Below are 26,973 nucleotides of genomic sequence, written 5' to 3' on the forward strand. Positions count from 1 at the left end.
GTGCTCCCACGACCCGATCTGCAGGAGCACACCTTGCCCCGTCACGAACCCACGGGTGCCATTCCCCGCTTCACCGTGGCGAGCGCCCTCCGCTCGCCCCCGCAGCTCACCCGTGAGGTGCTGGCGGGACTGGTCACGACGCTCGCGCTGGTGCCCGAGGTCATCTCCTTCTCGATCGTCGCCGGCGTCGACCCCATGGTCAGCCTGGTCGCCTCGATCGTGCTGACCCTGACCATGTCCTTCCTCGGCGGCCGACCCGGCGTCGTGACCGCGGCGGCCGGCTCGGTGGCCCTGGTCATCGCGCCGCTCGTGCACGAGCACGGCGTCGGCTACGTGCTGCCGACGGTCGTCCTGGCCGGGGTGGTCCAGATCGTCTTCGGGGTCACCGGCCTCGCCCGCCTGATGCGCTTCATCCCGCGATCGGTCATGATCGGCTTCGTCAACGCTCTGGGCATCCTGATCTTCGTCGCCCAGGTGCGCCACGTCGTCGGGGTGCCGTGGCTCGCGTACGCGCTCTTCGCGGCGACGCTGCTGATCATCGTCGTGCTGCCTCGCTTCACGACCGCCGTGCCCTCCCCGCTGGTGGCGATCATCGCCGTCACCGCGGTCGTCGTCCTGGCGCGGCTGGCCGTGCCGGACGTCGCGGACGAGGGCCCCCTCACCGGCCGGCTGCCGGGGTTGACCCCGTTCCTCGTCCCGCTCGACCTGGAGACGCTGCGGCTGGTCCTGCCGACGGCGCTCAGCGTCGCCTTCGTCGGGCTGATGGAGTCGCTGCTGACGGCCAAGCTCGTCGACGAGCTCACCGACACGCCGTCCCGCAAGGGCCGCGAGTCGTGGGCGCTGGGCGTCGCGAATATCGCCGCGGGCTTCTACGGCGGCATCGCCGGCTGCGCGATGATCGGCCAGACCGTCCTCAACGTGAAGACCGGCCGGGCCCGGACGCGCATCTCGACCGTCGTCGTCGGGGTCTTCCTGCTCGCCCTGGTCACCGGCCTGAGCTCGGTCATGGGCCAGATCCCGATGGTCGCGCTCGCGGCCGTGATGATGGTCGTGGCGATCACCACCGTCGACTGGCACAGCGTCAGGCCGTCGACGCTGCGGCGGATGCCGCTGCCCGAGACCTCGGTCATGGTCGTCACCGTCGCGGTCGTCGTGGTGACCAGCAACCTCGCCCTCGGTGTCGCGGTCGGCGTCGTCCTCGCGATGGTCCTCTTCGCCCGCCGCGTCGCGCACGTGATCACCGTCGACCGGGTCCTGGCCGACGACGGGGCGGTGGCGTCGTACACGGTCGACGGGCCGCTGTTCTTCGGCAGCAGCAACGACCTCGTCGACCGCTTCGCCTACGCCGAGGACCCGGCCCGGGTCCGCATCGACCTCACCCGGGCGCAGATCTGGGACGCGTCGTCCGTCGCCGCCCTCGACTCGATCGAGACCAGGTACCGCGACCACGGCACGACCGTGACGATCGACGGTCTCGACGAGCGCAGCACCGGCTTCCACCGGCGCCTGTCGGGCGGCTTCGGCGTCTGAGCTCCGCCCAACCGGGCGCAAGGGTGGGTTGGTCTGGTCAGGTTGGCCAGGGGCTCTATCCTCGGGACCATGGCGCAGGTGAACGTGCAGGAGGCGAAGACGCGTCTGAGCGACCTCCTGGCGCGCAGCGAGCGCGGCGAGGAGATCATCATCGCGCGGTCCGGGCGGCCGGTGGCGCGCCTGGTGCCGCTCGAGCAGGTGCCGCCGCGCCGCTTCGGCATCATGGAGCTCGACGTGCCGGAGGACTTCGACGCAGCTCTGCCGGAGGGCGAGCTGGCCGCGTGGGAGTGAGGTGAGCGCGTCCTACCTCCTCGACACCCACGTCCTGCTGTGGCTGCTGGGCGCTCCCGCGCGGGTGCCCGGACCGGTGCGGGAGCAGCTGGCCGACCGCGACAACGCCCTGTGGGTCTCGGCCGCCTCGGCCCTGGAGGTCAGCACCAAGGTCCGCATCGGCAAGCTCGACGCACCCAGCCTGCCCACGTCGCTGGGACGGCGCGTGGCCGACCTCGGTGCGGAGACCCTGCCGGTGACCCTGGAGCACGGGCTGCTCGCCGGGTCGCTGCGGTGGGACCACCGCGACCCCTTCGACCGAATCCTCGTCGCCCAGGCGACCCTGGAGGAGCTCGTGCTCGTCACGGTCGACGCCGCCATCACGAGTCTCCCGGTGCCGCGCGTCCTCACCTGGTGAGCCGCGCGGCACCCCGACCTCCCCACGAACCGCGCACTCCCGACAGCCAGATCGCGTTCCGGGCTGTCGGGAGCCAGCGGTTCGTCGTGCGCGGGGGTGGGTGCGAAGCACCCCGCTCCGGGGTCAGCAGGGTCAGCGGGCCAGGCGCAGCGTCACGATCTGGAACGGCCGCAGCTCGAGCTCGGCCACGTCGCCGTCCACGGACCGCAGCGCCGACGCGTCCACCGGACGCTCCAGCAGGTCGGTCTCGGTGATGCCGGTGAGGGCGAACGTCGCCGTCACCCGGGTCCGGGCCCGGGTCCCGTACGCCTCGTAGAGCCGCACGACCACGTCGCCGCTGCCGTCCTCCGCGAGCTTGACCGCCTCGACCACGACGGCCGGGTCGTCGACGACGACGAGCGGCTCCACCGAACCCTCGCCGACGCCCTCGACCACGCGCAGCGGCAGGTTGCGGCGGTAGCCCTCGGCCACCGACTCCGGGATCCCGGCGCCGACGGCGAGCGAGACGTTCATCGTGTGCTCGCCCTGGTCGGCCTCGGGGTCGGGGAACAGCGGCGCCCGCAGCAGCGACAGCCGGACTGTCGTCGTCGAACCAGCAGTCGTCGAACCGCGCACGCCGGCGCTCACCCGGGTGATGTCGTGGCCGTACGTGGAGTCGTTCGACACCGCGACGCCGTAGCCCGGCTCGCCGACGTGCACCCAGCGGTGCGCGACGGTCTCGAAGCGTGCGGTGTCCCACGAGGTGTTGGCGTGCGTCGGCCGGTGCAGGTGGCCGAACTGGATCTCCGACGTCGCCCGGTCGGCGTGCACGTCGAGCGGGAAGGCGAGCTTGAGCAGCTTCTGCCGCTCGTGCCAGTCGACGGTGAAGGCCAGGTCGACCCGGGCCGCGTCGGCCGGCAGGCTGATCGTCTCCACGAGCGACGACTCGCCGAACCGTCGCTCCACCCGCAGCGCGTCGCCCACCACCTGGACGGAGGTCGCCTCGACGAGGTCGGTCCCGGTGCGCTGGTAGGTCCGGTCGATGTCCCAGGCGTCCCAGCGGTTGGGCACGTCGCGGAACAGCTGCAGCAGACCCGCCGTACGCCCCTCGGGCACGAGCTCGCGCGCGACCCGCAGGTCGACCACCGAGGTGATCAGGCCCTGGTGACTGACGCGGACCCGGACGAGGTCGTTCTCGAGGACGAACCCGTCTCCGTCGGCCCGCGGCGTCGCGTCGCGCGGCTCCGGCGCCCCGGCGGCGACGCCCAGCGCGGGCACGCCCTCGACGGCGTACGGGCCGGCGTTCGCGGCGACGTAGGAGGAACCCTCGCCGAGCAGCGCGCGGAGGGAGGCGTCGACGACCCGCTCGGCGGTCTCCGCCACCCGGGCGTAGCCGGCCTCGGCGTCGGCGTAGACCCAGGAGATCGACGTGCCGGGCAGGATGTCGTGGAACTGCTGCAGGCAGACCGTCTCCCACGCGCGGCGCAGGGCCTCGTACGGGTAGTCGGTCCCGTTGCGCACCGTGGCGGTCGTCGCCCACAGCTCGGCCTCGCGGAGCAGGTGCTCGCTGCGGCGGTTGCCGCGCTTCGTGCGCGCCTGGCTCGTGTACGTCCCGCGGTGGAACTCCAGGTAGAGCTCGCCGCTCCAGACCGGCGCCTCCGGCAGCTCGGCCTGCGCGTCGGTGAAGAACTCGACGGGGCTGGCCAGCCGGACCGCCGGTGAGCCCTCGAGCGAGGCCGTGCGCCGTGCCGCCGCGACCATCTCGCGGGTGGGCCCGCCGCCGCCGTCGCCGTGGCCGAAGGGCACCAGCGACCGGTGGGCGTCGGCCTTCTCGGTGAAGTTCCGCTCGGCGCGGGCGAGGTCCTCTGCCGACAGGTCGGAGTTGTACGTGTCGACCGGCGGGAAGTGGGTGAAGACCTGGGTGCCGTCGATCCCCTCCCAGCGGAAGGTCGAGTGCGGCATCAGGTTCGAGTCGTTCCAGCTGATCTTCTGCGTGAGGAACCACTTCGCGCCCGCCGAGGCCATGATCTGCGGCAGCGCGCCGGAGTAGCCGAACGAGTCGGGCAGCCACACCTCCTGGGTGTCCACGCCGAGCTCGCGGGAGAAGAAGCCCTTGCCGAGCACGAACTGACGCGCCATCGCCTCCCCGCCGGGGAGGTTGGTGTCGGACTCGACCCACATCCCGCCGACCGGCACGAAGCGGCCGGCCTGCACGTGGCCGCGCACCCGCTCGAACAGGCCCGGGTAGAACTCCTTGAGCCAGGCGTACTGCTGCGCCGAGGAGGCGGCGAAGACGAACTGCTCCTCGCGCTCGATGAGGTCGCAGACGTTGGCGAACGTGCGGGCGACCTTGCGCACGGTCTCGCGGACCGGCCACAGCCACGCGGAGTCGATGTGCGCGTGGCCGACGGCGTACAGCTGGTGGGCGCTGGCGCTGGCCGGCTTGTCGAGCACCGTGCGCAGCAGGTCGCGGCCCGCCTGCGCGGTGCCCGAGACGTCGGACGGGTCGACGACGTCGACGACGCGGTCGAGGGCGTCGCGCACCTCGGCGCGGCGCTGGGTGTTCGCGGGCAGCTCGAGCAGCAGGCCGCCCAGGGCGAAGAGGTCCTGGTCGAGCTCCCACACGGCGACGTCGCGCAGGCCGAGCTCGAGGCGGCGCAGGCGGTAGAGCGGTTCCTTGCCCGCGGTCGCCAGGCTGCCCAGGTGCGTCGGGTTGAACTGCATGTGCTCGAGGACGTGCGGGTTGGACGCGGCCTCCACGAGCACCTCGACCGCGCTCCCCTGCCGGGCCGGGGACGAGGTCGGCAGCGGCACGGCCTGGTTCATCGGCTCGACGGCCTTGATGACGGTGCCGTCCGCGGTCCACACCAGGCCCTCGGACTGGAAGCCGGGCTCGGTGTCGCTGAAGCCGAGGTCGACGACGACCTCCACGGCCGTGCCGTCGAGCGCGTCCCAGCCCTCCGGCACGGCGCCCGTGGCACGGAACCAGGTCGTGCCCCACGGCGGGCCGTAGGCCGAGCCGACCTCGAAGGGCGCGAAGTCCTGGGCCACGGCCTCCTCGAAGGCGACGGGCTCGCCCGGCGCTTCCCAGGCCGTCACCTCGAGCGGCACGCGCTCGCGGTAGAGCGCCGGCAGGACCCGCTCGTGGCGGAACCGGGCCAGCCGCTCCTCGACGGGGTCGGTCAGGTCGGGCATGGGTGTCGCTCCTCGGGTGTGCGTGCGGACGAGATCGGGGGGTGGGAGGGGGGTCGGGGTGATCAGCAGTCTGGTCTGCGCCGGGTGGCGCGCGGCAGGCGGGAGGCAGGGACGAGGTCAGCCCTTCAGCCCGCCCGCGAAGCTGAAGCCGCCGCCCAGGGCCTTCGACAGCACGCCGTACAGGGCGATGATCGGCACCGTGTACAAGATCGAGAAGGCCGCGAGCTGCCCGTACGCGACGGCGCCGTAGGAGCTGAAGAAGGTGTAGATGCTCACCGACGCCGGCTGCTTCTCCGGGCTCTGCAGCAGCACGAACGGGATGAAGAAGTCACCCCACTGCTGCACGAAGACGAAGATCGACACCACGGCCAGGCCGGGGGCCATGAGCGGCAGGACGATCCCGCGCAGCGAGGAGAACCAGCCCGCCCCGTCGGTCCAGGCCGCCTCCTCCAGCGACACCGGCACGCCGTCCATGAAGTTCTTCATCATCCAGATGGCGAAGGGCAGCGACGTGGCGCTCATGAAAAGCACCGTGGCGATGCGGGAGTCGGTGAGCGTGAACGTCGCGAACAGCACGTACACCGGCACCATCACCGCGGTGATCGGCAGCCCCGTGGAGAAGACGATCGTGTAGAGGAACGTCCGGCGGAAGCGCATCGAGTAGCGCGACAGCGGGTACGCCGCCAGCGCCGAGCAGACGACGGTGAGCAGGGCGGTCCCGGCGGAGAGGATGAACGAGTTCAGCAGCGGGGTCCACAGCGTCTCCGGCGTCATGACGGCGAGGAAGTTCGACAGCGTCCACGTGCCGCCGAGCTCGACGGTCAGCGCCGAGTCGGAGTGCAGCGAACCGAAGATCAGCCACAGCATCGGACCGAGGAACGCGAGCACCACGAGCAGCAGCGCGAGGTGCGCGAGGATCCACGCGGGCAGCCGGCGGGGCGAGGTGATGCCGAGGACGTGGCGCCTCTCCGACGCGAGGACGTTCCCGGAGCTCGTCGAAGGGCCGCCGGGACGAGCACCCGCTCCCTGAGCCTGTCGAAGGGCGCTCATCGCTCGTCCACCGAGACGAACTTGAGGTACACGAGCGAGAAGAGCGCGCCGACCAGCAGCAGCACCAGGGCCATCGCCGTGCCGTAGCCGAGGTCGTAGAACTGGAAGGCCTGCTCGTACATGTAGATCGGCGTCGTCGAGCTCGCGTTGCCCGGACCGCCCGCGGTGAGCACGTAGATCAGCGTGAACACGGCCAGCGTCTGCAGCGTGATCAGCATCAGGTTGGTCAGGATCGAGCGCCGGATCAGCGGCAGCGTGATCGACCACAGCCGGCGCCACCCGCTGCCGCCGTCGACCGACGCGGCCTCCTCCAGCTCGGGCGGGATGTCGGACAGCGCGGCGGAGTAGACCATCATCGAGAACGCGGTCCCCCGCCAGACGTTGGTGAGGATGACGCCGAACATCGGCAGCGTGTAGAGCCAGTTCTGGCTGAAGCCGGCCCAGGCGAACCAGGAGTTCAGCGAGCCGTCCGGGTTGAGGAACGCGTACCAGCAGAACGCGGCGACGATCTCCGGCATCACCCACGCGCCGACGACCACGAGCGACACGACGGTCTGGGTGACCCGGTGCCGGTGACGCAGCAGCAGGGCGATCAGCAGCCCGAGGGTGTTCTGGCCGATCACCGCGGAGCCGACGACGAAGACCACCGTCAGCACGATCGAGTGCCAGAAGTCGGGGTCGCCGATCATGCGGGAGAAGTTCGCCAGCCCGATGAACTGCGCGTCCGAGGCGCCGGCGCCCGACAGCGACTGGTTGGTGAAGGCGGTGTAGACGCTCCACACGACCGGGCCGGCGAAGAACAGCAGCAGCAGGACGACGGCGGGCAGCAGCGGCACGAGCTTGGCCGCCGCTCCCGGTCCGCGGCGGCGGCGCCCGCCGGACGCCACGCGGGCGCCCGGCGGGACCGTGAGGGTGGCCGCCATCAGGCCGTGGTGGCGGCGTCCGCGCCGACGACCGCGGTGACGGTCTTCTGGAACTGCGCCAGCGCCTGGTCGACCGGCGCCTGCCCGGTCATGACGGTCTCCATCGTCTGCTGGATCGCGTCCGAGACCCGCGGGTACTTCGAGTACGCCGGGCGGAAGTGCGTGTACTGGACGAGGTCGGTGAAGGTCTTCGCGAACGGGTCGGACTCGAGGTAGGCCGGGTCGGACGAGACGTCCTTGCGCTCGGCGATCTGGCTGGCCGAGGTGTCGTACGCGAGGGTGTTCTCCTTGTTCAGCGCGGTGCTGATGAAGTCCCAGGCCGCCTGCGGGTTCTTCGACTTCGCCCCGACCGACAGCAGCCAGCCGCCCGACATGCTCGTCGCGCCCGGCGCGTCACCGTGCTGCGTCGGCATCGCCGCCACGCCGAGCGTCTTGCTGTAGTCGGCCCACGGCTTCGCGCCGTCCTTCTTCCAGGTGCTGGTCTGCCACGACCCGTCGAGGGCGATCGCGACCTTGCTGCTCGGGATCAGCTCGGTGCTGAGCTTGGTGCCCCACTGCGGGTCGAGCGCGTCCTGCGGCTTGGGCGCCAGGCCCTCGTCGAAGACGGTCTTGAGGAAGGTGAAGGAGTCGGTCAGCCCCGGCGAGGACGTGATCCACTTCTTCGACGCGTCGTCGTAGAGCGTGTTCTTGGTGCCGTAGAGCAGCATCTCCAGGCCCTGCATGGTCGAGCCCTCGCCCGCACCCTTGCCGGAGTAGATGTTGAACGGCAGGACGTCCGGTTCTTTGGCCTTGATCGTCCGCGCCGCCGCGAGGATGTCGTCCCACGTCTTCGGCTGCCAGTCGGTCGGCAGCCCGGCCTTGGCGAACAGCTCCTTGTTGTAGTAGAGCGCGCGGGTGTCGGTGCCCATCGGGATGCCGTAGATCTTGCCGTCGGCGCCCTTGCCGGCGCTCTGCGCCGACTCGGTGAACTGGCTCCAGTCCGCCCACTTCGACGTGTAGTCGTCGAGCGGGGCGAGGTAGCCCGCGTCGATGTCGGAGTTGACCAGGAAGGTGTCCTCGTAGAGGACGTCCGGCGCCGTCGACGGTGTGCGGTTCATCAGGTTGAGCTTGGTGTAGTAGTCGTTCTCGTCGGCCTGGATCGGGTTCAGCTTGACCGTGACGCCCGGGTGCGCCGCCTCGTACTCCGCCTTGACCTTGGTCATGTGGGAGTCCATCTGGGTGAAGGCGCCGAACTTCTGGTACGCGACGGTGATCGTCTTCGGCGCGTCGTCGCTCGCGCCGCCCGAGCTGCCGGAGCCGGACGAGGACGAGGAGCAGGCGGGCAGGGCGCCGAGGGTGACCGCGAGCGCGGCCGCGGCGAGGGTGGTGCGACGGGAGATCATCTTCGACTCCTGGGGTCGGTCCGGGTGGGACGGGCGTCGTTCGGGTGGGTCGTGCGCGGGGTGCTGCGGTGGGGCGTGTCGGCCGTCGGCTTGCTGCTGAGGGTGCTGCTCGCGGCGGCGTGGGTCAGCGGCCGGTCGCGGGGCACGGGCGCGGACGGGCAGCGGCGCCGAGGACCTGCTCGGTCACGGCCTGCCGGCCCCGGCGCACGCGCCGGTCCCGTCCCTGCGGCATGGGCTTCCTCTCGTCGTCGAGATGCCGTCTTCCGGGCCGCTGGCCCTGCCGCCCCGGGGTCTTGACCCCGGAGCACGACGGATGGAAACGTATCCAAGAACTGCTTTGGAAACGTATCCATGCACCGACGAGGAAGTCAAGAGGTCGGTACGATGCGGCTCCACCCCGGCGCTGACCAGGGCCGCCGGGGTGCGGCCCGGAGAGGGGACCGCGTGCCCCGGACCCCCGGCCCGTCGGCCGCCGACGCGCTGCCGGTGCCGACGATGCGCGACGTGGCCGAGCGGGCCGGTGTCGGCCTGGCCACCGTCTCGCGTGTGGTCAACGAGGTCGGCTCGGTGCGCCCGGCCACCGCCGAGCGGGTCCGCACGGCCATCACCGAGCTCGGCTTCCAGCGCGACGAGGTCGCCCGGGCCCTGCGACCCGGCCAGCACTCGCGGACCGTCGGCCTGCTGCTCGGCGACCTGACCAACCCGTTCTACGCGACCCTGGCCAAGGCCGCGGTGGCCGCGGCCAACGCCGCCCGGTACGCCGTCGTGCTCAGCACCGTGGACGAGGACCCCGAGGTCGAGCGGCAGGCCATCGGCGAGCTCGTGGGCCGCCGCATCGCCGGGCTGGTGATCGTGCCCGACCAGGGCGACTACCGCTTCCTGCGCGAGGCGACCGGGCGGCGGCCGCTGCCCGTGGTCTTCGTCGACCGGCCCAGCACGGGTGCGGACGGCGACAGCGTCGTGCTCGACAACGAGGGCGGGGCACGGATGGCCACGGCGCACCTGGTCACCCACGGCCACCGCCGTGTCGCCGTCCTGGTGGCCCCGTCGTACTGGACGACCGGGCGGCGCCTGCGCGGCTACCGGCGGGCGCTGCGGGAGGCCGGGCTCGGCGTCGACGAGCGGCTCGTGGTCACGCTGCGCCACGGGACGCCGCACGAGGCGCAGGCGGCGACCCGGGAGCTCCTCGCGCTCGACGACCCGCCCACCGCGCTGTTCTGCACGACGGGGTTCCTCGCGCAGGGCGCGCTGCGCGCGCTGGGGCCGCGGCACCCGCTCGCCGTCGTGGGCTTCGACGACTTCCCGCTCGCCGACCTGCTCCCGGTCCCGCTGACCGTCGTGGCCACCGACCCCGAGCGGATGGCCGCGGCCGCCGTGGAGCTGCTCCTCGCCCGGGTGGCGGGGTCGACCGGTACGCCGGCCCGGCTCGTCCTGCCCGTGCGCCTCGTCGAGCGCGGCAGCGGGGAGGTTCCGGGCCCGCACGCCGCGGCCGTCCGCTGAGGCCGTCGCCCTCAGACGCCAGGCGTCGCGGTCAGCGCCCGGTCCGGGTCGTGCAGGTCCTCCTCCACAATCGGCGCGATGTCGGCCGTGGGCTGGACCTGGCGCACGGCGACGTAGTAGACGACGACGGAGAAGACCGCGACGACCAGGGCGTCCCACTCGTCGGGGAAGATCTTCAGGGCGCCGTCGCCGTAGTTGCCGAGGAGCCCGAGCACCACGAGGCCGAGCTGCCAGGGCCACATCCAGGCGCTGAAGCGCAGCGCCCGGGCGCGTCCGACGTCGAGGTTGCGCGCGCGCAGCCGGGCGGCCAGGACGAAGATCAGCTGTCCGAGGAGCAGGCCGAGGGCGAGCTTCCAGGTCGCCGCGAAGCCGCCCCAGTAGATGATCAGGTTCGCGAACGCGAACCCGAGCGGCAGCAGCACCCGGGGGAACGGGACCAGGTACGGGTGCTCCCGGTCCGGGTCGTTCTTCATCAGGGCGCCCAGCGAGACGGGCGCGAAGGCGTACATGATCGCCGTCGCCCCGGTGATCAGCGAGACGAGCTGCTGCCAGCTCGGCGCCGGCGCCAGGAAGACCACGCCGAAGACGGTGGCGACGACGACCGACCACACCGGCACGCCCCGCTTCGACACCCGCGTCAGCGCGTCCGGCAGGCCGAGCGCGTACGAGATGCGGGCGGTCGTGCCGACGTAGATCAGCCCGGTGCCGCCCGGGGAGATCACCGCGTCGACGATCAGGACGACGGCCAGCCAGGCGACGCCGGACTGGATGGCGAGCGTGTAGTAGGGCCCGTAGTCCCCGGCGCCGATCGGCTGGGCCCAGCCCTGCGTCGTCAGCTGGTGCGGGTCGAGGGCGCCGACGAAGGCGATCTCGAGGCCGATGTAGACGACGGCGCCGACGAGCATCGCCAGGATGATCGCGCGGGAGACGTGCTTCTTCGGGTTGACCGACTCGCCGGCCATCTGCGTGGCCTGCTCGAAGCCCTGCAGCGCGAAGACGACGCCCGCGGGCAGCGCGGCGAAGACCCCGTGGAAGCCGAACGGGGCGAAGCCGCCGTTGGCCGTGAAGTTGCCGGGGTGGAAGTCGATCAGCAGCAGCGTGACGATGGTGAGGACCGGCACGAAGAGCTTCCACAGCACGATGCCGGTGTTGCTGTCCGACAGCCAGCGCGCCCCGCCGAGGTTGATGAAGGCGAACAGCGCCATGGCGAGGATGCCGATGACGACGCCCGGCCCAGTGAGCGTCCCGTCGGTGTGCACGAGCGGGAAGGTCGTGCGGACCGACCCCACGGAGTTCACGTAGCTCAGCGACGCCTCGACCTCCAGCGGCGCGATGGCCACGGCCTGGAGGTAGGTCGTCCAGCCCGCCGTGAAGCCGCCGAAGGTCCCGAACGCGTACGCCGGGTAGCGCGAGGTGCCCCCGGCCACCGGGTACGCCGCCCCGAGGTCGGCGTGGATGAGCGCCAGGACGATGAGCATCACCGCGGCGAGCACCCACGAGATGAGCGAGCCCCCGCCGCCGGCGTACCCCGCCGCGGTCAGGGCCCCCAGGAGCCAGCCGGACCCGATGATCGAGCCCAGGGAGACGAACGTCAGCCCCCAGAACCCGACGGTCCGCTGCAGCCCCTGCCGCTCCGACCGACCCGACCCACGAACCGCTGCCACCTGTGCCATGACGACACCTCTCGGACACCTGCTCGGCCCACCCTGGACGCCGACCGGTCGAACGAGCGTCGGGGCAGGAAGGTTCCAGAGGCTTCCTATGGACCCGACCCGTGGCCGACCCGGGCCCGGTCTCCCTCCCGGTCCGGCTCGACGAGCCCTGTCCCTAGGCCACTGCAGCGGTCGGGGACGAGTCCTCGACGGTCGGGAAGTGGCAGCGGGTGAGGTGCCCGTCAGGGCCTACCGGCTGCGGCAGCGGGACCTCGGCGGCGCACCGGTCGCGGGCCTTGAAGCAACGGCTGCGGAACGGGCAGCCCGACGGCGGCTTCAGCGGGTCGGGCAGCTCGCCCCGGATCCGGGCCGGCTTGGCGACCTCGGCGCCGTCGGCGTCGAGCCGGGTCGTGGCGATGCTCGCCAGCAGGGCCTGCGTGTACGGGTGGGCGGGGGCGTTGTAGACCACCTCGGCCGGTCCCTCCTCGACGATCCGGCCGAGGTAGATCACCGCGATCCGGTCCGACACGTGCCGGACGATGGACAGGTCGTGGGAGATGAAGAGGTAGGAGAGCGCCAGCTCGTCCTGCAGCGACCCCAGCAGGTTGATCACCTGCGCCTGCACCGAGACGTCCAACGCCGACACGGGCTCGTCGCAGACGACGATGGACGGCTTCGGCGCCAGAGCCCTGGCGATGCCCACCCGCTGCCGCTGGCCACCGCTGAGCTGGTGCGGGAACTTGTTGAGGTGGTGGGCGCCGAGCCCGACGAGCGACAGCATCTCGACGACCAGGTCACGCCGTCGAGCCCCCTGCACGAGCTCCGGGTGGGCGACGAAGGCTTCGGCGACGATGTCGTAGATCGTCATCCGGGGGTTGAGCGAGGAGTAGGGGTCCTGCATCACCAGCTGGATGACGCTGCTGCGCCAGTACCGGCTCACCGACGAGAGCTCGCGGCCCTGGAGCCGGATCTCGCCCGCCGTCGGGGTCTCCAGCCCGAGAGCCATGCGGGCCAGGGTGGACTTCCCGCACCCGCTCTCGCCCACGATCCCCAGCGTCTGGCCGCGCTCCAGGGTGAACGAGATGCCGTCCACCGCGCGCAGGGTCTGCCTCCGCGACGGGAAGAGGCTGCGACCGGGGTGGAAGTGCTTGACCACGTCGCGGGCCTCGAGCGCCGGCTCGCCGCCCGGCGCGGCGGCGGTGCTCGTCGGCTGCTCAGGCATGGGCGACGACCTCCTCGGCGAACAGGCAGGCGGACAGGTGGTCCGGGGCGACCTGCAGGGTGGGCGGCACGCCGGCCAGGCAGGCCGGGACTGCGTGGGAGCAGCGCGGGGCGAAGGAGCAGCCCGGCCCCACGTCTCGCGGGTCGGGCGGGGACCCGGGGATCACCTTCAGCCCGCTGTGCTGGTCGGCCAGCTTCGGCACCGACTCCAGCAGCGCCCGTGAGTAGGGGTGCGCGGAGGCGGTGAAGAGGGCGGCGGCCGAGGAGGACTCGACGACCCGACCGGCGTACATGAGGATGATGCGGTCGGCGAACTCGCTGACCACACCCAGGTCGTGGGTGATGAGGATGAGGCCCATCTGCCGCTCGTCGCACAGCCGCGCCAGCATGTCCATGATCTGCGCCTGGATGGTGACGTCGAGCGCGGTCGTCGGCTCGTCGGCGATCAGGAGGTCGGGCTCCAGCGCGATGGCCATCGCGATCATCACCCGCTGCCGCATGCCGCCCGAGAACTGGTGCGGGTAGTCCCTGAGCCGCCGCCGGGCGTTGGGGATCTCGACGAGGTCGAGCAGCTCGGCCGCCTTGGCGTCGGCCTTGCGGCGGCTCGCCCCCTGGCGCTTGCGGAAGAGCTCGGCGATCTGGAAGCCGACGCTGAAGACCGGGTTGAGCGCGGAGAGCGAGTCCTGGAAGACCATCCCGATGTTGCGGCCGCACACCTCCCGGCGCTCGCGCCGGGGCAGGGTCAGCAGGTCGCGGCCCTGGAACAGGACCGAGCCGGCGCTGACGTACGCCGGGGGCGTGTCCAGGATGCCCATCACGGCGTGGCCGGTCATGGTCTTGCCGGAGCCGGACTCGCCGAGGATGGCGACGGTCTCGCCGCGCCGCACGTCGAACGAGACGTCCCGGACGATGTCGATGGTCTCGCCGCCCGTACGGATCTCGACGCCGAGCGAGCGCACCGACAGCAGCTCCTGCGGGTCGCGGCCGTCGGTCGAGGCGGCCGGCGCGGTCGATCCGGCCCGCCGGCCGGTCGTGTCCTGGGTGTGCACGGTCACCTCCGGTTGGCGGGGTCGAGAGCTTCCCGCAAGGCCTCGCCGACCAGCACGAACGCGAGGATCGTGATGGCCAGGAAGATGCTGGGGAACAGCAGGACGTGGAACGCGGTGCGCAGGTAGGCCTGCCCGTCGCTGACCATCTGGCCCCACGAGACGGCCGGGGGCCGCAGGCCGAGACCCAGGTAGGACAGCGACGCCTCGGTGGCGATGTAGCCGCCGACGCGCATGGTCGACAGCACGAGGATGGGCGACACCGCGTTGGGCAGGATGTGCCGGAAGAGGACCCGGACCCCCGACAGCCCGAGCGCCTGACCAGCGACCACGTAGTCGGCGTTGCGGGTCGTGAGCACCGTGGCCCGCAGGACCCGCGCGATGCTGGGCCACCCGAAGACGACGATGGTCAGGATCAAGATGATCTCGACCCGCCAGTTCGGCGTGGTGAAGGTCGTCAGGGTGCTCAGCACGATGATCGCGGCCAGGGCGAACGGGATGCCGAGCAGCATGTCGGCGACCCTCGAGATCACCGTGTCGACGAGACCGCCCGAGTAGGCGGCGACCGCGCCGAGCACGATGCCGATCAGCGTGGTGCCGAGGGTGCACGCGAAGCCGACCGTGAGCGAGGCGCGGGTGCCGTAGACGACGCGGGTGTAGACGTTGCGGCCGTTGACGTCGAAGCCGAACCACCCGTCCGCCGACGGGCCCTGGAGGCTGTGGGCGAGCACCCCCCGGTTGGGGTCGCCGGAGGCGAACCAGCCCGGGAAGAACGCCATCAGCGCCAGGAGGAGGATCACGCCGGCGCTGATCAGGAACACCGGCTTCCGGCGCAGGATCCGCCAGGCGTCGATCCAGACCCCGTGGCTGCGGTCGTCGGCGGCCTCGGCCTCGGCGCGGCTGACCGGCCCGGTGGTCGTCGTGGCGGGTTCCAGGCCGGCGACGGGGTCGACCAGCGCGTCGACGGTGACCGGGTCAGTCATTCCGGCTCCTCGGGTCCAGCTGGGCGCAGGCGACGTCGACGACCAGGTTGATCACCAGGTAGAAGACGATGACCAGGGTGACGACCGTGGAGACGGTGAGCTGCTCCCGGTCCTGGATGGCGCGGTAGATCAACCCGCCGACACCCTTGATGTTGAAGATGCCCTCGACGATCACGGTGCCGCCGAGCAGCGCGGCGAACTCGAGCCCGAGGACGTTCAGGGCCGGGGCCATCACGTTCCGCATGAGGTGGACGCCGACGACGCGTGACTCGGTGAAGCCTTTCGCCCGGGCGGTGCGCAGGTAGTCGGCGTGCATGCCCTCGGCCACCGAGGCGCGCAGGATGCGCATCAGCGTCGCCAAGGTCCCGATGGCGAGCACGGCTGCCGGCAGTATCAGCTCGCGGGTCGGCGCCGCCGTGCTCACCGTCGGTTTGACCAGCTCCAGCCGGACCCCGAGCACGTACTGCGCGATGAACGCCACGACGAAGATGGGCAGCGAGAACAAGATCAGCGAGGTGAAGAGCGCGGTCACGTCGAACGCGCCGTTGGCCCGCAGCCCGGACCAGATGCCGACGACCGCGGACAGCACGACCTGGATGGCGACGCTGATCAGGGCGAGCCGCACGGTGACCGGCAGCGCACGACCGATGACGTCGGAGATCTCCAGACCTGAGAACGTCTGGCCGAGGTTGCCCGTGAACACGTTCTTCAAGAACACCAGGTACTGGACCGGGAGGGGCTTGTCGAGGCCGTACTTCTCGGTCATCGCCTGGATGTACTGCGGGGAGCAGGCGACCTGGCCGCAGCGGCCCCGGAACGGGTCGCCTGGAAGCGCCCAGACCAGCGCCCAGCAGATGATGGTGGCGCCGATCAGCACCGGGATGAACTGCACCAGCCGTCGGCCCGTGTACTTCAGCATGTCACCACGCCCGTCCCCTGTTCCTCACTCGCCACCGTCCGTGCGTCCGTGCGTCCCTGCACGCACCCGGTCGCGTCGCGCGCCTGCCGGACCGGATCGGCACGGCAGGCGCGTCCCACGCTCGAGGTGCGACCGGGTCAGGCGGTCTTGTGGGCCTTGAGCAGGTCCGGCCAGCCGAAGCCGGTCAGGGCCATGCCCTCGGTGCCCTCGGACCACACCGCAGCACCCTGCTGGAAGTAGATCGGCACGTCGGGCATGTCCTTCCCCAGCACGGCCTGCGCGGCGTTGAACTGCGTGGCCGCCTGTGCGGGATCGGTCGCGGCGTTGGCCTTGTCGATCAGGGCCTGGAACTGCGGCGACGCGTACTTCATCCAGTTCGAGGAGCCGCCGGCGGTGAAGCGGGGCACCAGCATGTTCTCCATCGTCGGGTAGTCGATGGCCCAGCCCCACCGGATCGGGCCCGGCGCCTCGAACGCCTGCGCGATGCCCTTGTACGTGGTGCGGTCGGCCACGTTGCTGACCTTGCAGGCCACGCCGAGGGTGTCGGTGATGCTCTGGCAGACCGACGTGAACAGCGTGGCCTGCGGCGCGAGCGTGGTGATCACGACGTCACCGCTGAAGGACGCCTTCGCCCACAGCTCCTTGGCCTTCTCCGGGTTGTAGGAGCAGTTCTCGCCGCAGGCGCCCTTCTGGTAGCCGGGCAGCGCCGGCGAGACCCAGCCGTCGGCCGGGGTGGCCGCGCCGGGGAGCAGCGCCTTGACGATGCTCTCGCGGTCGATGGCCATCGAGAGCGCGATCCGGACGTTCGGGTCGGCGTACTTCTGCTGGTAGAGCGGGACCTGCATGTCCATCATGCTGGTGCCGGTGACCAGGGCGCTGGTGTCCGGGAAGTCCTTCTGGAAGGTCGCAAGGTAGGCGGTCGGCACCGGCGCGTAGTCGAGCTGGTCGCCCTGCACGGCGGTGTAGGCGGCCGTGTCCTCCGAGAAGCTGATGAAGTTGATGCCGTCGGCCTTGCCGGCGTCCTCGTGGTTGTAGCCGGGGGTCTTGACGAGGTCGACCTCCTGGCCGGGGACCAGGCTCTTCATCGTGTACGGCCCGTTGCCCACCGGCAGCTTCTCGTAGGTCTTCGGGTCGTCGAAGAACGCCTTCGGCATGGGGTAGAAGATCGAGTAGCCGAGGATCGAGGGGAAGCTGGCCATCGGCTTCGTCAACGTCACCGAGAACTCGAGGTCCCCGAGCTTCTTCAGCCCGGACAGGGTCTTGGCCGTCGGCGCGGGCGGTGTGCTCGAGCCGTCCGCTGCGGCCGGATTCACCGCGTCGTAGCCCTTGATGAGGCTGAAGTAGCTGGCCGACTGGGCCGCGTTGGGCCCGTACGCCGAGTAGTTCCAGGCGTCGACGTAGCTGTCGGCGTCGACCGGGGTGCCGTCGGAGAACGTGTAGTCCTTCTTCAGCGTGATCGTGAAGGTGGTCGCGTCGGTGGTCTTGATCGACTCGGCGTTGGCGTTGTACGGCGCCAGCTTGTCGTCGTAGCGGACCAGCCCGGTCCACACCATGTCCATCACGCGCGTGGTGGCGGTGTCCACCGTCATCGGGATGATCGGGTCGGTGGTGATGGCGTTCGAGATCCGCAGGGTCCCGCCGGCTCCCCCGGCGCCGCCCTCCGTTCCGCCCGGCGGTTCGTCGCCGGACGAGCAACCGGTGGCCAGCAGGGCGAGCGCGACCAGTGCGGTCACGCCGGCGGTCAGCCTGGAGGTGTGCATGGAGCTCCTTGTGTGCGGGGCGAAGGGACGAGCGCGGGCGTGGTCGACGTCGGGAGGTGCGGACGGGCGGCGCATCAGTAGCCCCGCTCCGGGTCGTAGACGTTGATGAGCGGCTCGCCGTCGAGCCAGCGCCGGAGGTTCCGGCAGAACAGGTCGGTGACGAGCGCGTTCTCGCTCGCCACGGTCGACGCCGAGTGCGGGGAGATCACGACCCGGTCGGAGTCCCACAGCGGCGAGGTCGGCGGGAGCGGCTCCTGGCTGGCGACATCGAGGGCGGCACCGCCGAGCCGGCCGTCGGCCAGCGCGGAGGTCATGGCCTCCTCGTCGACGACCTGACCGCGGGCGACGTTCACCAGCACCGCACCCGCCTTCATCGCCGCGAAGGCGGCGGCGTCGACGAGGTTCTCGGTCTCCGAGGTCAGCGGGCAGGCCAGGACGATGCCGTCCATGTCCGGCAGGACCCGGTGGAGGTCGGAGAAGGCCACGGCGGCACCCACCCCGGGGGCGCTGCTCGTGCCTCCCGGCCGCACCGCAGCGGTGACGTGGACGTCCAGGGCCGCGAGCTTCGCGGCCACCGCGCGGCCGACCGAGCCGAGGCCGACGACCAGGACCCGCTGCCCGGCGAGGTTCCGGCTCGTGTAGCGGGTCCAGCGGTGCTCCTGCTGCCACGCCCGCAGCTGCGGGAAGCCCTTCGCGAAGTGCAGCAGGGAAGCGACCGCGAACTCGGCCAGGGGCACGGCGTGCACGCCGGCGGCGGTGGTCACGACGACCCGCGACAGGTCCAGGGAGAACCGAGGGACCACCTGCCCGACCCCGGCGCTGGTCGCCTGGACCCAGCGCAACCTCGGGAAGTTGACCTCGGCCAGGGTGGGCTCGCGCCGGTCGAAGTCGAAGCTCACCTCGGCCCGCGCCAGCATCTCGTGCCAGCGCCGGTCCTGCTCGGCGGTCAGCTCGGGCAGCTCGCCTCCGTGGTCGGAGACGTAGCGGGGCGTCGCCAGCAGGTCGGGCTCGTAGAGCACCTCGAGGTGCTCGTCGACGGCCCTGATGGTGGCGACGTGCTCGGCCTCGAGGGGGGAGGCGATCACCACGGTGACGGTCGGGACGGCGCTCATCCGCGGCTCCCGGCGACGCGGGTCAGGGCGGCGACCATGCGGTCCAGCGCCTCGTCCCAGGTGACCTCCTCACGGGCGTAGCAGATCCGGAAGTGGCCGGCCCCGGACGGACCGAACTGGTAGCCGGGGCTGACGACGACACCGGCCTCGGCCTGCAGCACCCGCGCGACCTCGACGTCGCTGATCCCGAGGGAGGACACGTCCGGCCACAGGTAGGCGGTGCCGGCGCCGGGCTCGACCCGCAGACCGGGTACGGCCAGCAGTGCCTGGACCGTCGATTTCTGGATCGCCTTCAGCTCGAGGACGCGGTCGTTGACGAAGTCGTGGTCGTCCACCAGCCAACGGGTCATCACGTGCTGGGCGTAGGCGGGGGCCCGCAGGCACGACATCGCCATCACCTGCTCGATGGCGTCGATCACGGCAGCGCCGGCGACGACGACCCCCACCCGGTAGCCGCTCAGGGACTCGGTCTTCGAGCCGCCGAGCATCGTGACGGTCCGCTCGAACATGCCGGGCTGGGCCGCGAGGTGGGTGAAGACCGCCTCGTCGTAGACGAGGCGGCAGTAGAGCTGGTCGACGACGACGAGGAAGTCGTCGCGCACGGCGAGGCGCGCGATGCCGGCGACCGTCGCCGGGGTGTAGACCGCGCCGGTGGGGTTGTTCGGGTTCGAGGAGAGGAGCAGCCGGATCCCCCGGCTGCCGCTCAGCGCGCCCAGCGCCTCCAGGTCCAGCTGGGGGCCGTCGGGCGAGTCGACCATCGGCACCCGGACGACCTCGGCCCCGAGGAAGCGCAGCATCCGCTCGACGAAGAGGTACTCGGGGTCGGCCAGCGCCACGACGTCGCCGTCGTCGACCAGGGCGCTCAGGGTGGAGAAGAGCCCGCCCTGGGTGCCGGTGCTCATCGCCAGGTGCCGTCCGGGGTCGACCTCGACGCCCAGCAGGGCCGACACCGAGGCGGCGCAGACCCGCCGGACCTCGTCGTTCCCGCGGTAGGCGGTGTAGGCCTGGGCGCCGTCCTCGGCCGCGGCACCGAAGGTCGGCAGGGCCCACGCCGGCGGCGGGAAGCGGACCGTGTCGAAGTGGGTGGTGTCCAGCAGCCCGTGCCCGGCGCCGTCGAGCCGGAGCGACAGGTCGGCGTCGCGGACCGACGTCCCGATGAGCGACGCGCGCTCGGGCAGGTGGGTGCGGCGCAGCCTGGCCGACTCGGCGGACCGGAGGGGCACGGATCGTTCTCCTCTGAGCAGGACCTCGATGGAGCACCGGTCGTCCGGGCACCCGGCCGACGGTCGCCCGCGTTCAGGGGCGACGACCGGCGTTCGGCGACGTCACCGTCACCTGCACCACGGGGTGTACCCGCACCTCCCGGAGGATGTCGGTGCCGCGATGCCCTCATCCTCAGGGCGCGCTCAGGCCGTGCACAAGCGCGGGTTGCTTCCGCGCAGGATGAAGTCCTGCTAACAGGTCAGCTCGACCGAGCGTCGACCGGCCCCGTCAGGCCGGCGCCGCCGGCTGCCGCACGCGCAGCGCGTCGGCCAGCGTCTGGAGGGTCGCTCGCAGCGCCGGACGAGGGCCGGAGGCCACCCGCCAGACGCCGTAGATGCGACGCACCGGGGCCGAGGAGACGGTCAGCGCCCGCACGCCGCCGGGCAGCGGCCCACGGCCCATCCGCGGCACCAGCGCCAGGCCCAGCCCGGCGTCGACCATCGCGATCTGGGTCGCGTACTCGGTGACCATGTGACCGAACCGGTCCTGCCGCGGGGCGTGCCGGTAGGCGTGCAGCAGGAAGTCGTGGGCGACCGAGCCCGGTTCGTAGAGCCACGCGTCCTCGGCCAGGTCCTCGAAGTCGACGGTGTCGGCCCCGGCCAGCCGGTGGTCGACCGGCACGAGCACGTCGGAGACGTCGTCACCCAGCTGCCGCGCGTCCGCGCCGTCGGGCAGCTCCAGCGGCACGCCCTGCCAGTCGTGCGCGATCGCCAGGTCGACGAAGCCGCGCGTCAGGAGCTCGACGGAGCGGTGCGAGTCGACCTCGAGCAGCTGCACCGTGAGCTCGGGGTGCCGGCGGGTCAGCTCGCGGACCGCCTCCGGCAGCAGCCCCCGGGCCGCGGTCGCGAAGGCCGCCACCTTCATCTCGCCGCGGACCGTCGCGCTGTTGGCGTGCAGCTGAGCGCCCATGGCCTCGAGCTCGTTGATCACCCGTCCGGCTGACTCGGCCATGATGCGCCCGGCGTCGGTCAGGGTGACGGTGCGGCCGCGACGCTCGATGAGGACCTGGCGGGAGTCGCGCTCCAGGCGGGCGATCTGCTGCGAGACTGCGGACGGGGTGTAGCCGAGGGTGCCGGCCGCCGCCGTCATCGAGCCGTGCACGGCCAGCGCCGCGATGGCCCGCAGACCGGCCAGGCTGACGTTCACCCTCCCGCCCAGGGGGCCGGGGCGCAGCGTGCGGGCACGCGTCGACGCACAGGGGAGGGCATGGCGCCATCATCGCAGCCGAGCCCGGTCAGGCCTCCTCTCCGCAGGACCGGCGGCCGGGCGCCGCGTCGCGCTGCGGTTCAGCGGCCGGCGGCGGCGAGGACGTCAGGGTCGACCGGCAGGACCGAGCAGCGGGCGGCCGTCCCTCCGTCCACGCCGACCTCCTGGCCCGAGACGAACGAGGCGTCCTGCGACAGCAGGAAGGCGACGACGGCGGCGATCTCACCCGGTTCGGCGATGCGGCCGCGGGGGTGCCGGGCCGCGCGCTGCCGGTCGTGGGCCTCCTGGTCGTGGCCCTCGGGGACCGTGCCGGTGAGGCTCATCGTGGTCCGTACCGGACCAGGCAGCACGGCGTTCGCCCGGACGCCGAGCGGGGCGTACTCGACGGCGAGCTGCCGGGTCAGCGCGTTGATGCCGCCCTTCGTCGCGGCGTAGGCGAAGCCCCCGGGGTACCCGCGGATGCCCTGCACCGAGCTGATCGACACCACCGACCCGCCGGTGCGCGCTGCGACGAAGCGTTCCACCGCCTCCGCGCAGCCCCACATCGTGCCGACGAGGTTGACGTCGACCTGGCGGCGTACGGCGTCGGCGTCGAGCCGGTGTGCGGGCGCGTCCATCTCGACCCCGGCGTTGTTGACCCAGCCGGCGAGGACCCCGAGGGCAGCGGCGGCGTCACCGGCACGGCGGTGGGTCTCCCGGTCCGCGACGTCGCCGACGACGGGCGAGAAGGCGCTGCTCGCACCGAGGTCCTCGGCGAGGCGTTCCAGCCGGTCCGCGTCCACGTCCACCCCGGCGACCCCCCAGCCGGTGGCCAGCAGCCGTTCCGTGATGGCCCGGCCGATGCCGTCAGCGGCGCCGGTCACGACGCAGGAGGGGGGTCGGCTGCCCCGCGCCTCGGTGGACGGGGAGTTCGGGGTCGGCATGGCGCTCCGTTCTGCGGCCGGGCACGACGGCCCGCGGGTCGGGTGGTCAGGAGGTCGCGGCGAGGCCGGCCCAGGAGATCGGCGCTCCGGAACCGTCGCCGACCGGGTGGCGCGCGAGAGGCTCCAGCCGCCCGTCGTCGCGCACCCGGAACGTCGCGAGGTTCATCGCGACCTCGGCCGCGGTGACGTCGCCGACCCGGTAGGTCTCGGAGTTGGCGACGACGAGCGTCCGACCGTCGAGGTCCAGGGACAGCGAGCGCGGGCAGACCCCGCCGGAGTCGAGTCGCTGGACCTCGGTGAGCAGCCGGTCCCGGGGGCCGACGGCGTACACGACGACCGTGTTCTCGGCGTCCACGGGGAGGACCCGGTCGGCGTCGGGTCGCGGCTGGTAGGCGCGGTTCGCGACGTAGAGCACGGTCCCCGCCGGGTTCATCAGCACCGGACCGAGGCCCTGGTGGATCTCGGCGTCCGGGCGGGCGAGCGTGGACAGACGCTGCCGCGGGACGGGCTCGGGCCGGCCGCCGGCAGCCGTGCTCAGGACCACGACCTCGTTCTGCGTCTCCAGGCCGAGGTAGTACGTCGTCCCGGTCGCGTCGGTGTCGAGGTTGCGCGGACCGAAGTGCCGCCCGTCGCCGAGGGTCAGCGTGGTGGCCGCGCCGAGCCGGCCGTCGTCGAGGTCGATCACGTGGAGCGAGCCGGGCTCGGTCTGCGGGTCGCGGCTCGCCCGCCAGGGGTGCGGGGACGCCAGCCCGCGGCACACGCAGAGACAGCGTCGACCATCCGACGTCACCCTGACCTGGTGCGGGAACACGCCGAGGCCGGGATCCGTCTGCTGCTCGACCACCTCGCCGATCGTCCCGTCCGGGCCCAGGCGCCGCACGGAGATCGAGGCCGGCCGGGTGTGCGCGAGGAGCAGGTGCCCGCCCGCGGGATCCGTCGTGAGGTCGAGCGCGCGACCGGCGATCCGGACGGGGTCGCCGAGCAGGCCGCGGACGCCCGTCTCCGGATCGAGCGCGACCGCGCACACCCAGTCGCCGACCGACGAGCCGGGCGGCGGCTCGCCGCAGCTGACGTAGAGCACCGGGAGCCTCGGGTGCGCCCAGGCGGACTGGACCACGTTGGGCATCACCAGCTCCGCGAGCGGGGACAGCGCGCCGTCATCGGGGTGCAGGCGGTAGGACGACAGGGTCCGCGCCCGTGCGAGGTACAGGGCGGTGGCTTCCCCGCGGCTCACCCGCGGTCGAGGTGCAGGATCGCGTCCACCTCGACCTTGACGTCGCGCAAGCCGGCCGCCACGAGCGTCCGCACCGGCGGTGCGGTGGGGAAGAACTCTGCGTACGCCCGGTTGAACTCCGGCGTGTACGCCAGGTCGGCGAGGTAGACGGTGACCTTGACGGCGTCGGCCAGGCTGGCTCCGGCGGCAGCGGCGACCGTCGCGAGGTTGCCCAGCGTCAGCCTCGTCTCCGTCGCGACGTCGGCGGGGGTGTAGGCACCGGTGCTGTCGCGCGGCACCTGCCCGGACACGTAGACGACGTCCCCGACCCGGACCGCGTGCGAGTAGTGGCCCGCGGGTGGCGGCGCCCCCGGCACGACGAACGTCTCCCTCATGGTCGGGAGCGTGCCAGCGCAGGGTGAGGGCCGACAAGCGACGATCGCTGCCACGTGTGGTGAAGCATCCGTAACGAGTGGCCCCGGACGCCTCGGGCGGGTCGTCGCCGCGGCTCGCAGAACTGTCAGGACCCGCCGCCAGACTCGTGCCAGCCCACCCGCTTGGAGGAACCATGGCCGCATCCCTCGCCGGCTCGCGCATCGACCACCTCAACCTCGCCGTCCCCGACCTCGAGCGCTCGGTGGCCTTCTACACCCCGGTGCTCGAGGTGCTGGGCATCACGACCCTGCTCGCCGTGCCCGCCGACCCCGACCACGACCAGCTGGCCATGCACGGCTACGGGGTCGGCTACAAGCCCTTCTTCTGGCTCGTGGAGCAGGGCCGGATGGGCGAGAACGTGCACCTGGCCTTCACCTCCGACGACCGCGACGGTGTGCACCGTTTCTGGGACGCCGCGCTGGCCGCGGGTGCGCGGCCTCAGCTGCCGCCGGCGGTGCACGAGGAGTACCACCCGGCGTACTACGGCGCGTTCGTCCTCGACCCCGACGGCGTCAGTCTCGAGGCCGTCTGCCACGAGCCGGTCTGACGCGTCAGGCCGAGGTCCCGCCGGCCACGCTCGCGCGGTCGGCCGCGGCCCGGCCCGCCTCCCAGCCGCGCACGTCGACCGAGGTGGTGCCTCCCTGCCGCACGTGGGGGAACTGCCGGTCGAACTCGGCGTCCACCGCGTCCGCCTCGCGCCGCAGCAGCGGCACGAGGTCGGTGCCGAAGGTGGCCGCCGCCGACCGGTCCGCCTCGCGCAGCCGCTCGCCGATGCGGGTGGCGTACGCGAGGAGGAACGAGCGGCGGAAGGTGGCCGACCGGTCGGAGGAGGCGTCGCCGCGGTGCCCCGTCTCCCCCATGGCCCGGGTGGCCTGGACCAGCAGCGAGGTGAAGAGCAGCTCGGTCTGGTCGACGTCGGTCGGCGTCCCGACGAGCACGGCGATGTCGTACGCGCTCATCAGGACGGTCCGGCAGCGGTTCGGCTCGGCGACCGCGTTCAGCAGGGTGGCCTTGACGTTGGCGTACGGGGACTGCAGGTGCACCCGGCGCGAGACGACCGGGACGTCCTCGTGCTGGAGCCCGCGGAGCACGGCCTCGTCCACGGCGTGCCGCGTCATCAGCTCCTGGGCCTTCTCGGTGAAGGTCTCGGCCTCGGCCGGGTGGTCGGTGGCCTCGGCCTTGGCCAGCAGCCCGCGGATGCGCGTGAGGAGCCGGTCCCGCCCGGGGGTCGACGCCGCCGCCCCGGACCCTGCGGATCCGGTCGACGTCGCGGCCGACCTCGGGCTGCGTCCCCACTGCGAGGGCGACGGCCCCAGCGGCTCCAACGGCCGCAGCCCGGCCAACAGCTTGAGCAGCAGCAGCAGGTCGGTGAAGGTCCGGATCCGCGTGCTGGTGCTCGCGTCCGGGTCCACGGGCCGCCACGAGCCCCCCGGCGACCAGTCCTCAGGCGCCAGGTCGGCCAGCTGGTCCCGCCACGCCTGGGGCGCTCGCGCGACCGCACCGCCGGCCGCGGCCTGCACCGCCACGAGCGCCCGCACGTGCGCACCCGTCCGTGAGCTGGTGCTCGCGGCGTGCACCAGGTCGCGCGGCTCCCAGCCGGCCTCCCACGCCCGGGCGACCCGGGCGCTCAGCTCGTCGACGAGCAGCCGCTCGACGGCGGCCAGGAGCACGGGGTCGCCGCCCCGCACGGTGTGAGCCACCGCGGCGCGCAGCCGGTGGACGTTCGAGCCGGCGGCCGCCCGGCTCCAGCCCTGCAGGACGGCGTACGCCTGGTCCCGCGTCGACGGCTGGTCGTCGGAGGTGACGACGGCGCTGGGACCCATGGCGCCAGGATGCCCGACCCCGCCGACGTTCCGGCGTGTCCGGCGCCGGGCGGCAGGACGCGAAGGACCCGGCCGCGAGGTCGCGGCCGGGTCCTGCGTGCGTGAGCTGCGTCGAGAGGTCAGCGCCAGCCGAGGGCCGGGGCCACGTCCTTCACGATCGACTCGAGGATGTGGAGGTTGTAGTCCACGCCCAGCTGGTTGGGGATCGTCAGCAGCAGGGTGTCCGCGGCGTCGACCGCCTCGTCCTCCTTGAGGTCGCGGATCAGGTCCTCGATCTCGCCGGCGTACGTCTTGCCGAAGCGCGCGTTGCCGCCGTCCAGGAAGCCGACCGAGTCCTCGCTGCGCGTCTCGCGCCCGAAGTAGGCCCGGTCCATCTCGTTGACGATCGGGAAGACGCTGCGGCTGACCGAGACCCGCGGGGTGCGCTCGTGTCCGGCCGCCTTCCACGCGTCGCGGAACCGCTGGATCTGCTCGGCCTGCAGCTGGTGGAACGGCACGCCCGTGTCCTCGGTGAGGAGCGTGGAGCTCATGAGGTTCATGCCCTGCTCGGCGGCCCACTCGGCCGTCGCGCGGGAGCCGGCGCCCCACCAGATGCGGTCGCGCAGGCCCGGGGAGTGCGGCTCGAGGCGCAGCAGGCCGGGCGGGTTCGCGAACATCGGGCGCGGGCTGGGCTCGGCGAAGCCCTCGCCCTCCAGCACCTGCAGGAGGATCTGCGTGTGCTCGCGGCCCATGTCGGAGGCGTCGGAGCCCTCGCGCGGCACGTGGCCGAAGTAGCGGAAGCCGTCGACGACCTGCTCGGGCGACCCACGGCTCACGCCGAGCTGCAGGCGCGAGTTGCTGATCAGGTCCGCGGAGCCGGCGTCCTCGGCCATGTAGAGCGGGTTCTCGTAGCGCATGTCGATCACGCCGGTGCCGAGCTCGATGGTCTTGGTGCGCGCACCCATGGCGGCGAGCAGCGGGAACGGCGACGAGAGCTGGCGCGCGAAGTGGTGCACGCGCACGTACGCCCCGTCGACGCCGATCTCCTCCGCCCCGACGGCGAGGTCGATGCTCTGGTGCAGGACGTCCGAGGCCGACCGCGTCTGCGAGTGCGGCGACGGGTTCCAGTGACCGAAGGACAGGAAGCCGATCTTCTTCATGCTGCCTCCAACGTTGGTTGAACGCTAAATC

Annotated in this window: 23 protein-coding genes; 5 read left to right on the plus strand and 18 right to left on the minus strand. The window is 72.2% G+C overall.

Translation table 11 applies throughout. The features are described 5' to 3' along the window. Positions 1–75 precede the first annotated feature (75 nt). The 3 genes from BMY04_RS16955 (at position 76) to BMY04_RS16965 (ending at position 2,218) form a co-directional block, all read left to right on the plus strand. Complete coding sequence (locus tag BMY04_RS16955) at positions 76–1,530, plus strand: SulP family inorganic anion transporter (RefSeq protein WP_232506467.1); 1,455 nt, start codon at positions 76–78, stop codon at positions 1,528–1,530. A gap of 69 nt (positions 1,531–1,599) precedes the next feature. Next, entirely contained in the window at positions 1,600–1,821 is a 222-nt protein-coding gene (locus BMY04_RS16960; protein ID WP_091183777.1) for a type II toxin-antitoxin system Phd/YefM family antitoxin, read from the plus strand. A 1-nt stretch (position 1,822) separates the two neighbouring features. After that, positions 1,823–2,218, plus strand: a complete 396-nt coding sequence (locus tag BMY04_RS16965; RefSeq protein WP_091183779.1) for a type II toxin-antitoxin system VapC family toxin — start codon at positions 1,823–1,825, stop codon at positions 2,216–2,218. Between the two features lie 132 nt (positions 2,219–2,350). On the opposite strand, the gene BMY04_RS16970 is transcribed toward BMY04_RS16965, so the two are convergent. The 4 genes from BMY04_RS16970 to BMY04_RS16985 all read right to left on the minus strand — a co-directional run bounded on the left by BMY04_RS16970 (position 2,351) and on the right by BMY04_RS16985 (position 8,747). Then, positions 2,351–5,392 carry an alpha-mannosidase gene (locus BMY04_RS16970; RefSeq protein WP_091183785.1) on the minus strand — a complete coding sequence of 1,014 codons (3,042 nt, stop codon included), beginning with the start codon at positions 5,390–5,392 and terminating at the stop codon, positions 2,351–2,353. A 117-nt stretch (positions 5,393–5,509) separates the two neighbouring features. Next, positions 5,510–6,442, minus strand: coding sequence for a carbohydrate ABC transporter permease (locus BMY04_RS16975; protein ID WP_091183788.1), 933 nt, complete (start codon positions 6,440–6,442; stop codon positions 5,510–5,512). Then, positions 6,439–7,365, minus strand: a complete 927-nt coding sequence (locus BMY04_RS16980; protein ID WP_091183791.1) for a carbohydrate ABC transporter permease — start codon at positions 7,363–7,365, stop codon at positions 6,439–6,441. Before BMY04_RS16980 ends, BMY04_RS16975 begins: the two co-directional genes overlap by 4 nt. Next, a complete protein-coding gene (locus tag BMY04_RS16985) occupies positions 7,365–8,747 on the minus strand; it encodes an extracellular solute-binding protein (RefSeq protein WP_091183793.1) in 1,383 nt (460 codons plus the stop codon). Before BMY04_RS16985 ends, BMY04_RS16980 begins: the two co-directional genes overlap by 1 nt. A gap of 444 nt (positions 8,748–9,191) precedes the next feature. Here BMY04_RS16985 and BMY04_RS16990 point away from each other — a divergent pair, with 444 nt between their 5' ends. After that, entirely contained in the window at positions 9,192–10,247 is a 1,056-nt protein-coding gene (locus BMY04_RS16990) for a LacI family DNA-binding transcriptional regulator (RefSeq protein ID WP_232506468.1), read from the plus strand. 11 nt (positions 10,248–10,258) lie between these two features. Here the strand turns inward: BMY04_RS16990 and BMY04_RS16995 are convergent, their stop codons facing one another. The 12 genes from BMY04_RS16995 to BMY04_RS17050 form a co-directional block, all read right to left on the minus strand. Then, the gene (locus BMY04_RS16995) at positions 10,259–11,920 is read right to left on the minus strand and encodes an APC family permease (RefSeq protein ID WP_091183796.1); all 1,662 of its coding nucleotides are present in this window, start codon (positions 11,918–11,920) and stop codon (positions 10,259–10,261) included. A gap of 154 nt (positions 11,921–12,074) precedes the next feature. Continuing rightward, complete coding sequence (locus BMY04_RS17000; RefSeq protein ID WP_091183800.1) at positions 12,075–13,121, minus strand: ABC transporter ATP-binding protein; 1,047 nt, start codon at positions 13,119–13,121, stop codon at positions 12,075–12,077. Beyond that, positions 13,114–14,088, minus strand: coding sequence for an ABC transporter ATP-binding protein (locus tag BMY04_RS17005; RefSeq protein ID WP_091184344.1), 975 nt, complete (start codon positions 14,086–14,088; stop codon positions 13,114–13,116). Before BMY04_RS17005 ends, BMY04_RS17000 begins: the two co-directional genes overlap by 8 nt. Positions 14,089–14,171: 83 nt before the next feature. Then, positions 14,172–15,149: an ABC transporter permease gene (locus tag BMY04_RS17010; protein WP_091183803.1), complete on the minus strand. Its 978-nt coding sequence runs from the start codon at positions 15,147–15,149 to the stop codon at positions 14,172–14,174. Then, on the minus strand, positions 15,142–16,068 hold the full coding sequence (locus BMY04_RS17015) for an ABC transporter permease (protein ID WP_091183805.1): 927 nt from the start codon (positions 16,066–16,068) through the stop codon (positions 15,142–15,144). Before BMY04_RS17015 ends, BMY04_RS17010 begins: the two co-directional genes overlap by 8 nt. A gap of 137 nt (positions 16,069–16,205) precedes the next feature. Continuing rightward, complete coding sequence (locus BMY04_RS17020) at positions 16,206–17,828, minus strand: peptide ABC transporter substrate-binding protein (RefSeq protein ID WP_170854194.1); 1,623 nt, start codon at positions 17,826–17,828, stop codon at positions 16,206–16,208. A gap of 74 nt (positions 17,829–17,902) precedes the next feature. Continuing rightward, positions 17,903–18,940 (minus strand): D-2-hydroxyacid dehydrogenase, encoded by a 1,038-nt coding sequence (locus tag BMY04_RS17025; RefSeq protein ID WP_091183817.1) that lies wholly within the window; start codon positions 18,938–18,940, stop codon positions 17,903–17,905. Further along, positions 18,937–20,163, minus strand: a complete 1,227-nt coding sequence (locus BMY04_RS17030; RefSeq protein ID WP_091183820.1) for an aminotransferase class I/II-fold pyridoxal phosphate-dependent enzyme — start codon at positions 20,161–20,163, stop codon at positions 18,937–18,939. Before BMY04_RS17030 ends, BMY04_RS17025 begins: the two co-directional genes overlap by 4 nt. Positions 20,164–20,431: 268 nt before the next feature. After that, positions 20,432–21,349, minus strand: coding sequence for a LysR family transcriptional regulator (locus BMY04_RS17035; RefSeq protein ID WP_198410227.1), 918 nt, complete (start codon positions 21,347–21,349; stop codon positions 20,432–20,434). A gap of 140 nt (positions 21,350–21,489) precedes the next feature. Further along, a complete protein-coding gene (locus BMY04_RS17040) occupies positions 21,490–22,272 on the minus strand; it encodes an SDR family NAD(P)-dependent oxidoreductase (RefSeq protein ID WP_170854195.1) in 783 nt (260 codons plus the stop codon). 106 nt (positions 22,273–22,378) lie between these two features. After that, a complete protein-coding gene (locus BMY04_RS17045; RefSeq protein WP_091183827.1) occupies positions 22,379–23,566 on the minus strand; it encodes a lactonase family protein in 1,188 nt (395 codons plus the stop codon). Beyond that, positions 23,563–23,940, minus strand: a complete 378-nt coding sequence (locus BMY04_RS17050; RefSeq protein WP_091183830.1) for a RidA family protein — start codon at positions 23,938–23,940, stop codon at positions 23,563–23,565. The genes BMY04_RS17045 and BMY04_RS17050 overlap by 4 nt, the downstream gene beginning before the upstream one ends. 173 nt (positions 23,941–24,113) lie before the next feature. Between BMY04_RS17050 and BMY04_RS17055 the strand changes: the two genes are divergently transcribed. Further along, complete coding sequence (locus tag BMY04_RS17055; protein ID WP_091183833.1) at positions 24,114–24,527, plus strand: VOC family protein; 414 nt, start codon at positions 24,114–24,116, stop codon at positions 24,525–24,527. Positions 24,528–24,531: 4 nt separating this feature from the next. Here BMY04_RS17055 and BMY04_RS17060 read toward each other — a convergent pair whose 3' ends face one another. Together BMY04_RS17060 and BMY04_RS17065 are read right to left on the minus strand one after the other, a co-directional pair. Further along, the gene (locus BMY04_RS17060) at positions 24,532–25,803 is read right to left on the minus strand and encodes a DUF2786 domain-containing protein (RefSeq protein ID WP_091183837.1); all 1,272 of its coding nucleotides are present in this window, start codon (positions 25,801–25,803) and stop codon (positions 24,532–24,534) included. Positions 25,804–25,922: 119 nt separating this feature from the next. Continuing rightward, positions 25,923–26,942 (minus strand): LLM class flavin-dependent oxidoreductase, encoded by a 1,020-nt coding sequence (locus BMY04_RS17065; RefSeq protein WP_091183841.1) that lies wholly within the window; start codon positions 26,940–26,942, stop codon positions 25,923–25,925. Positions 26,943–26,973 lie beyond the last annotated feature (31 nt).

The sequence above is a fragment of the Microlunatus flavus genome (assembly GCF_900110855.1).
Classification (GTDB): domain Bacteria; phylum Actinomycetota; class Actinomycetes; order Propionibacteriales; family Propionibacteriaceae; genus Microlunatus; species Microlunatus flavus.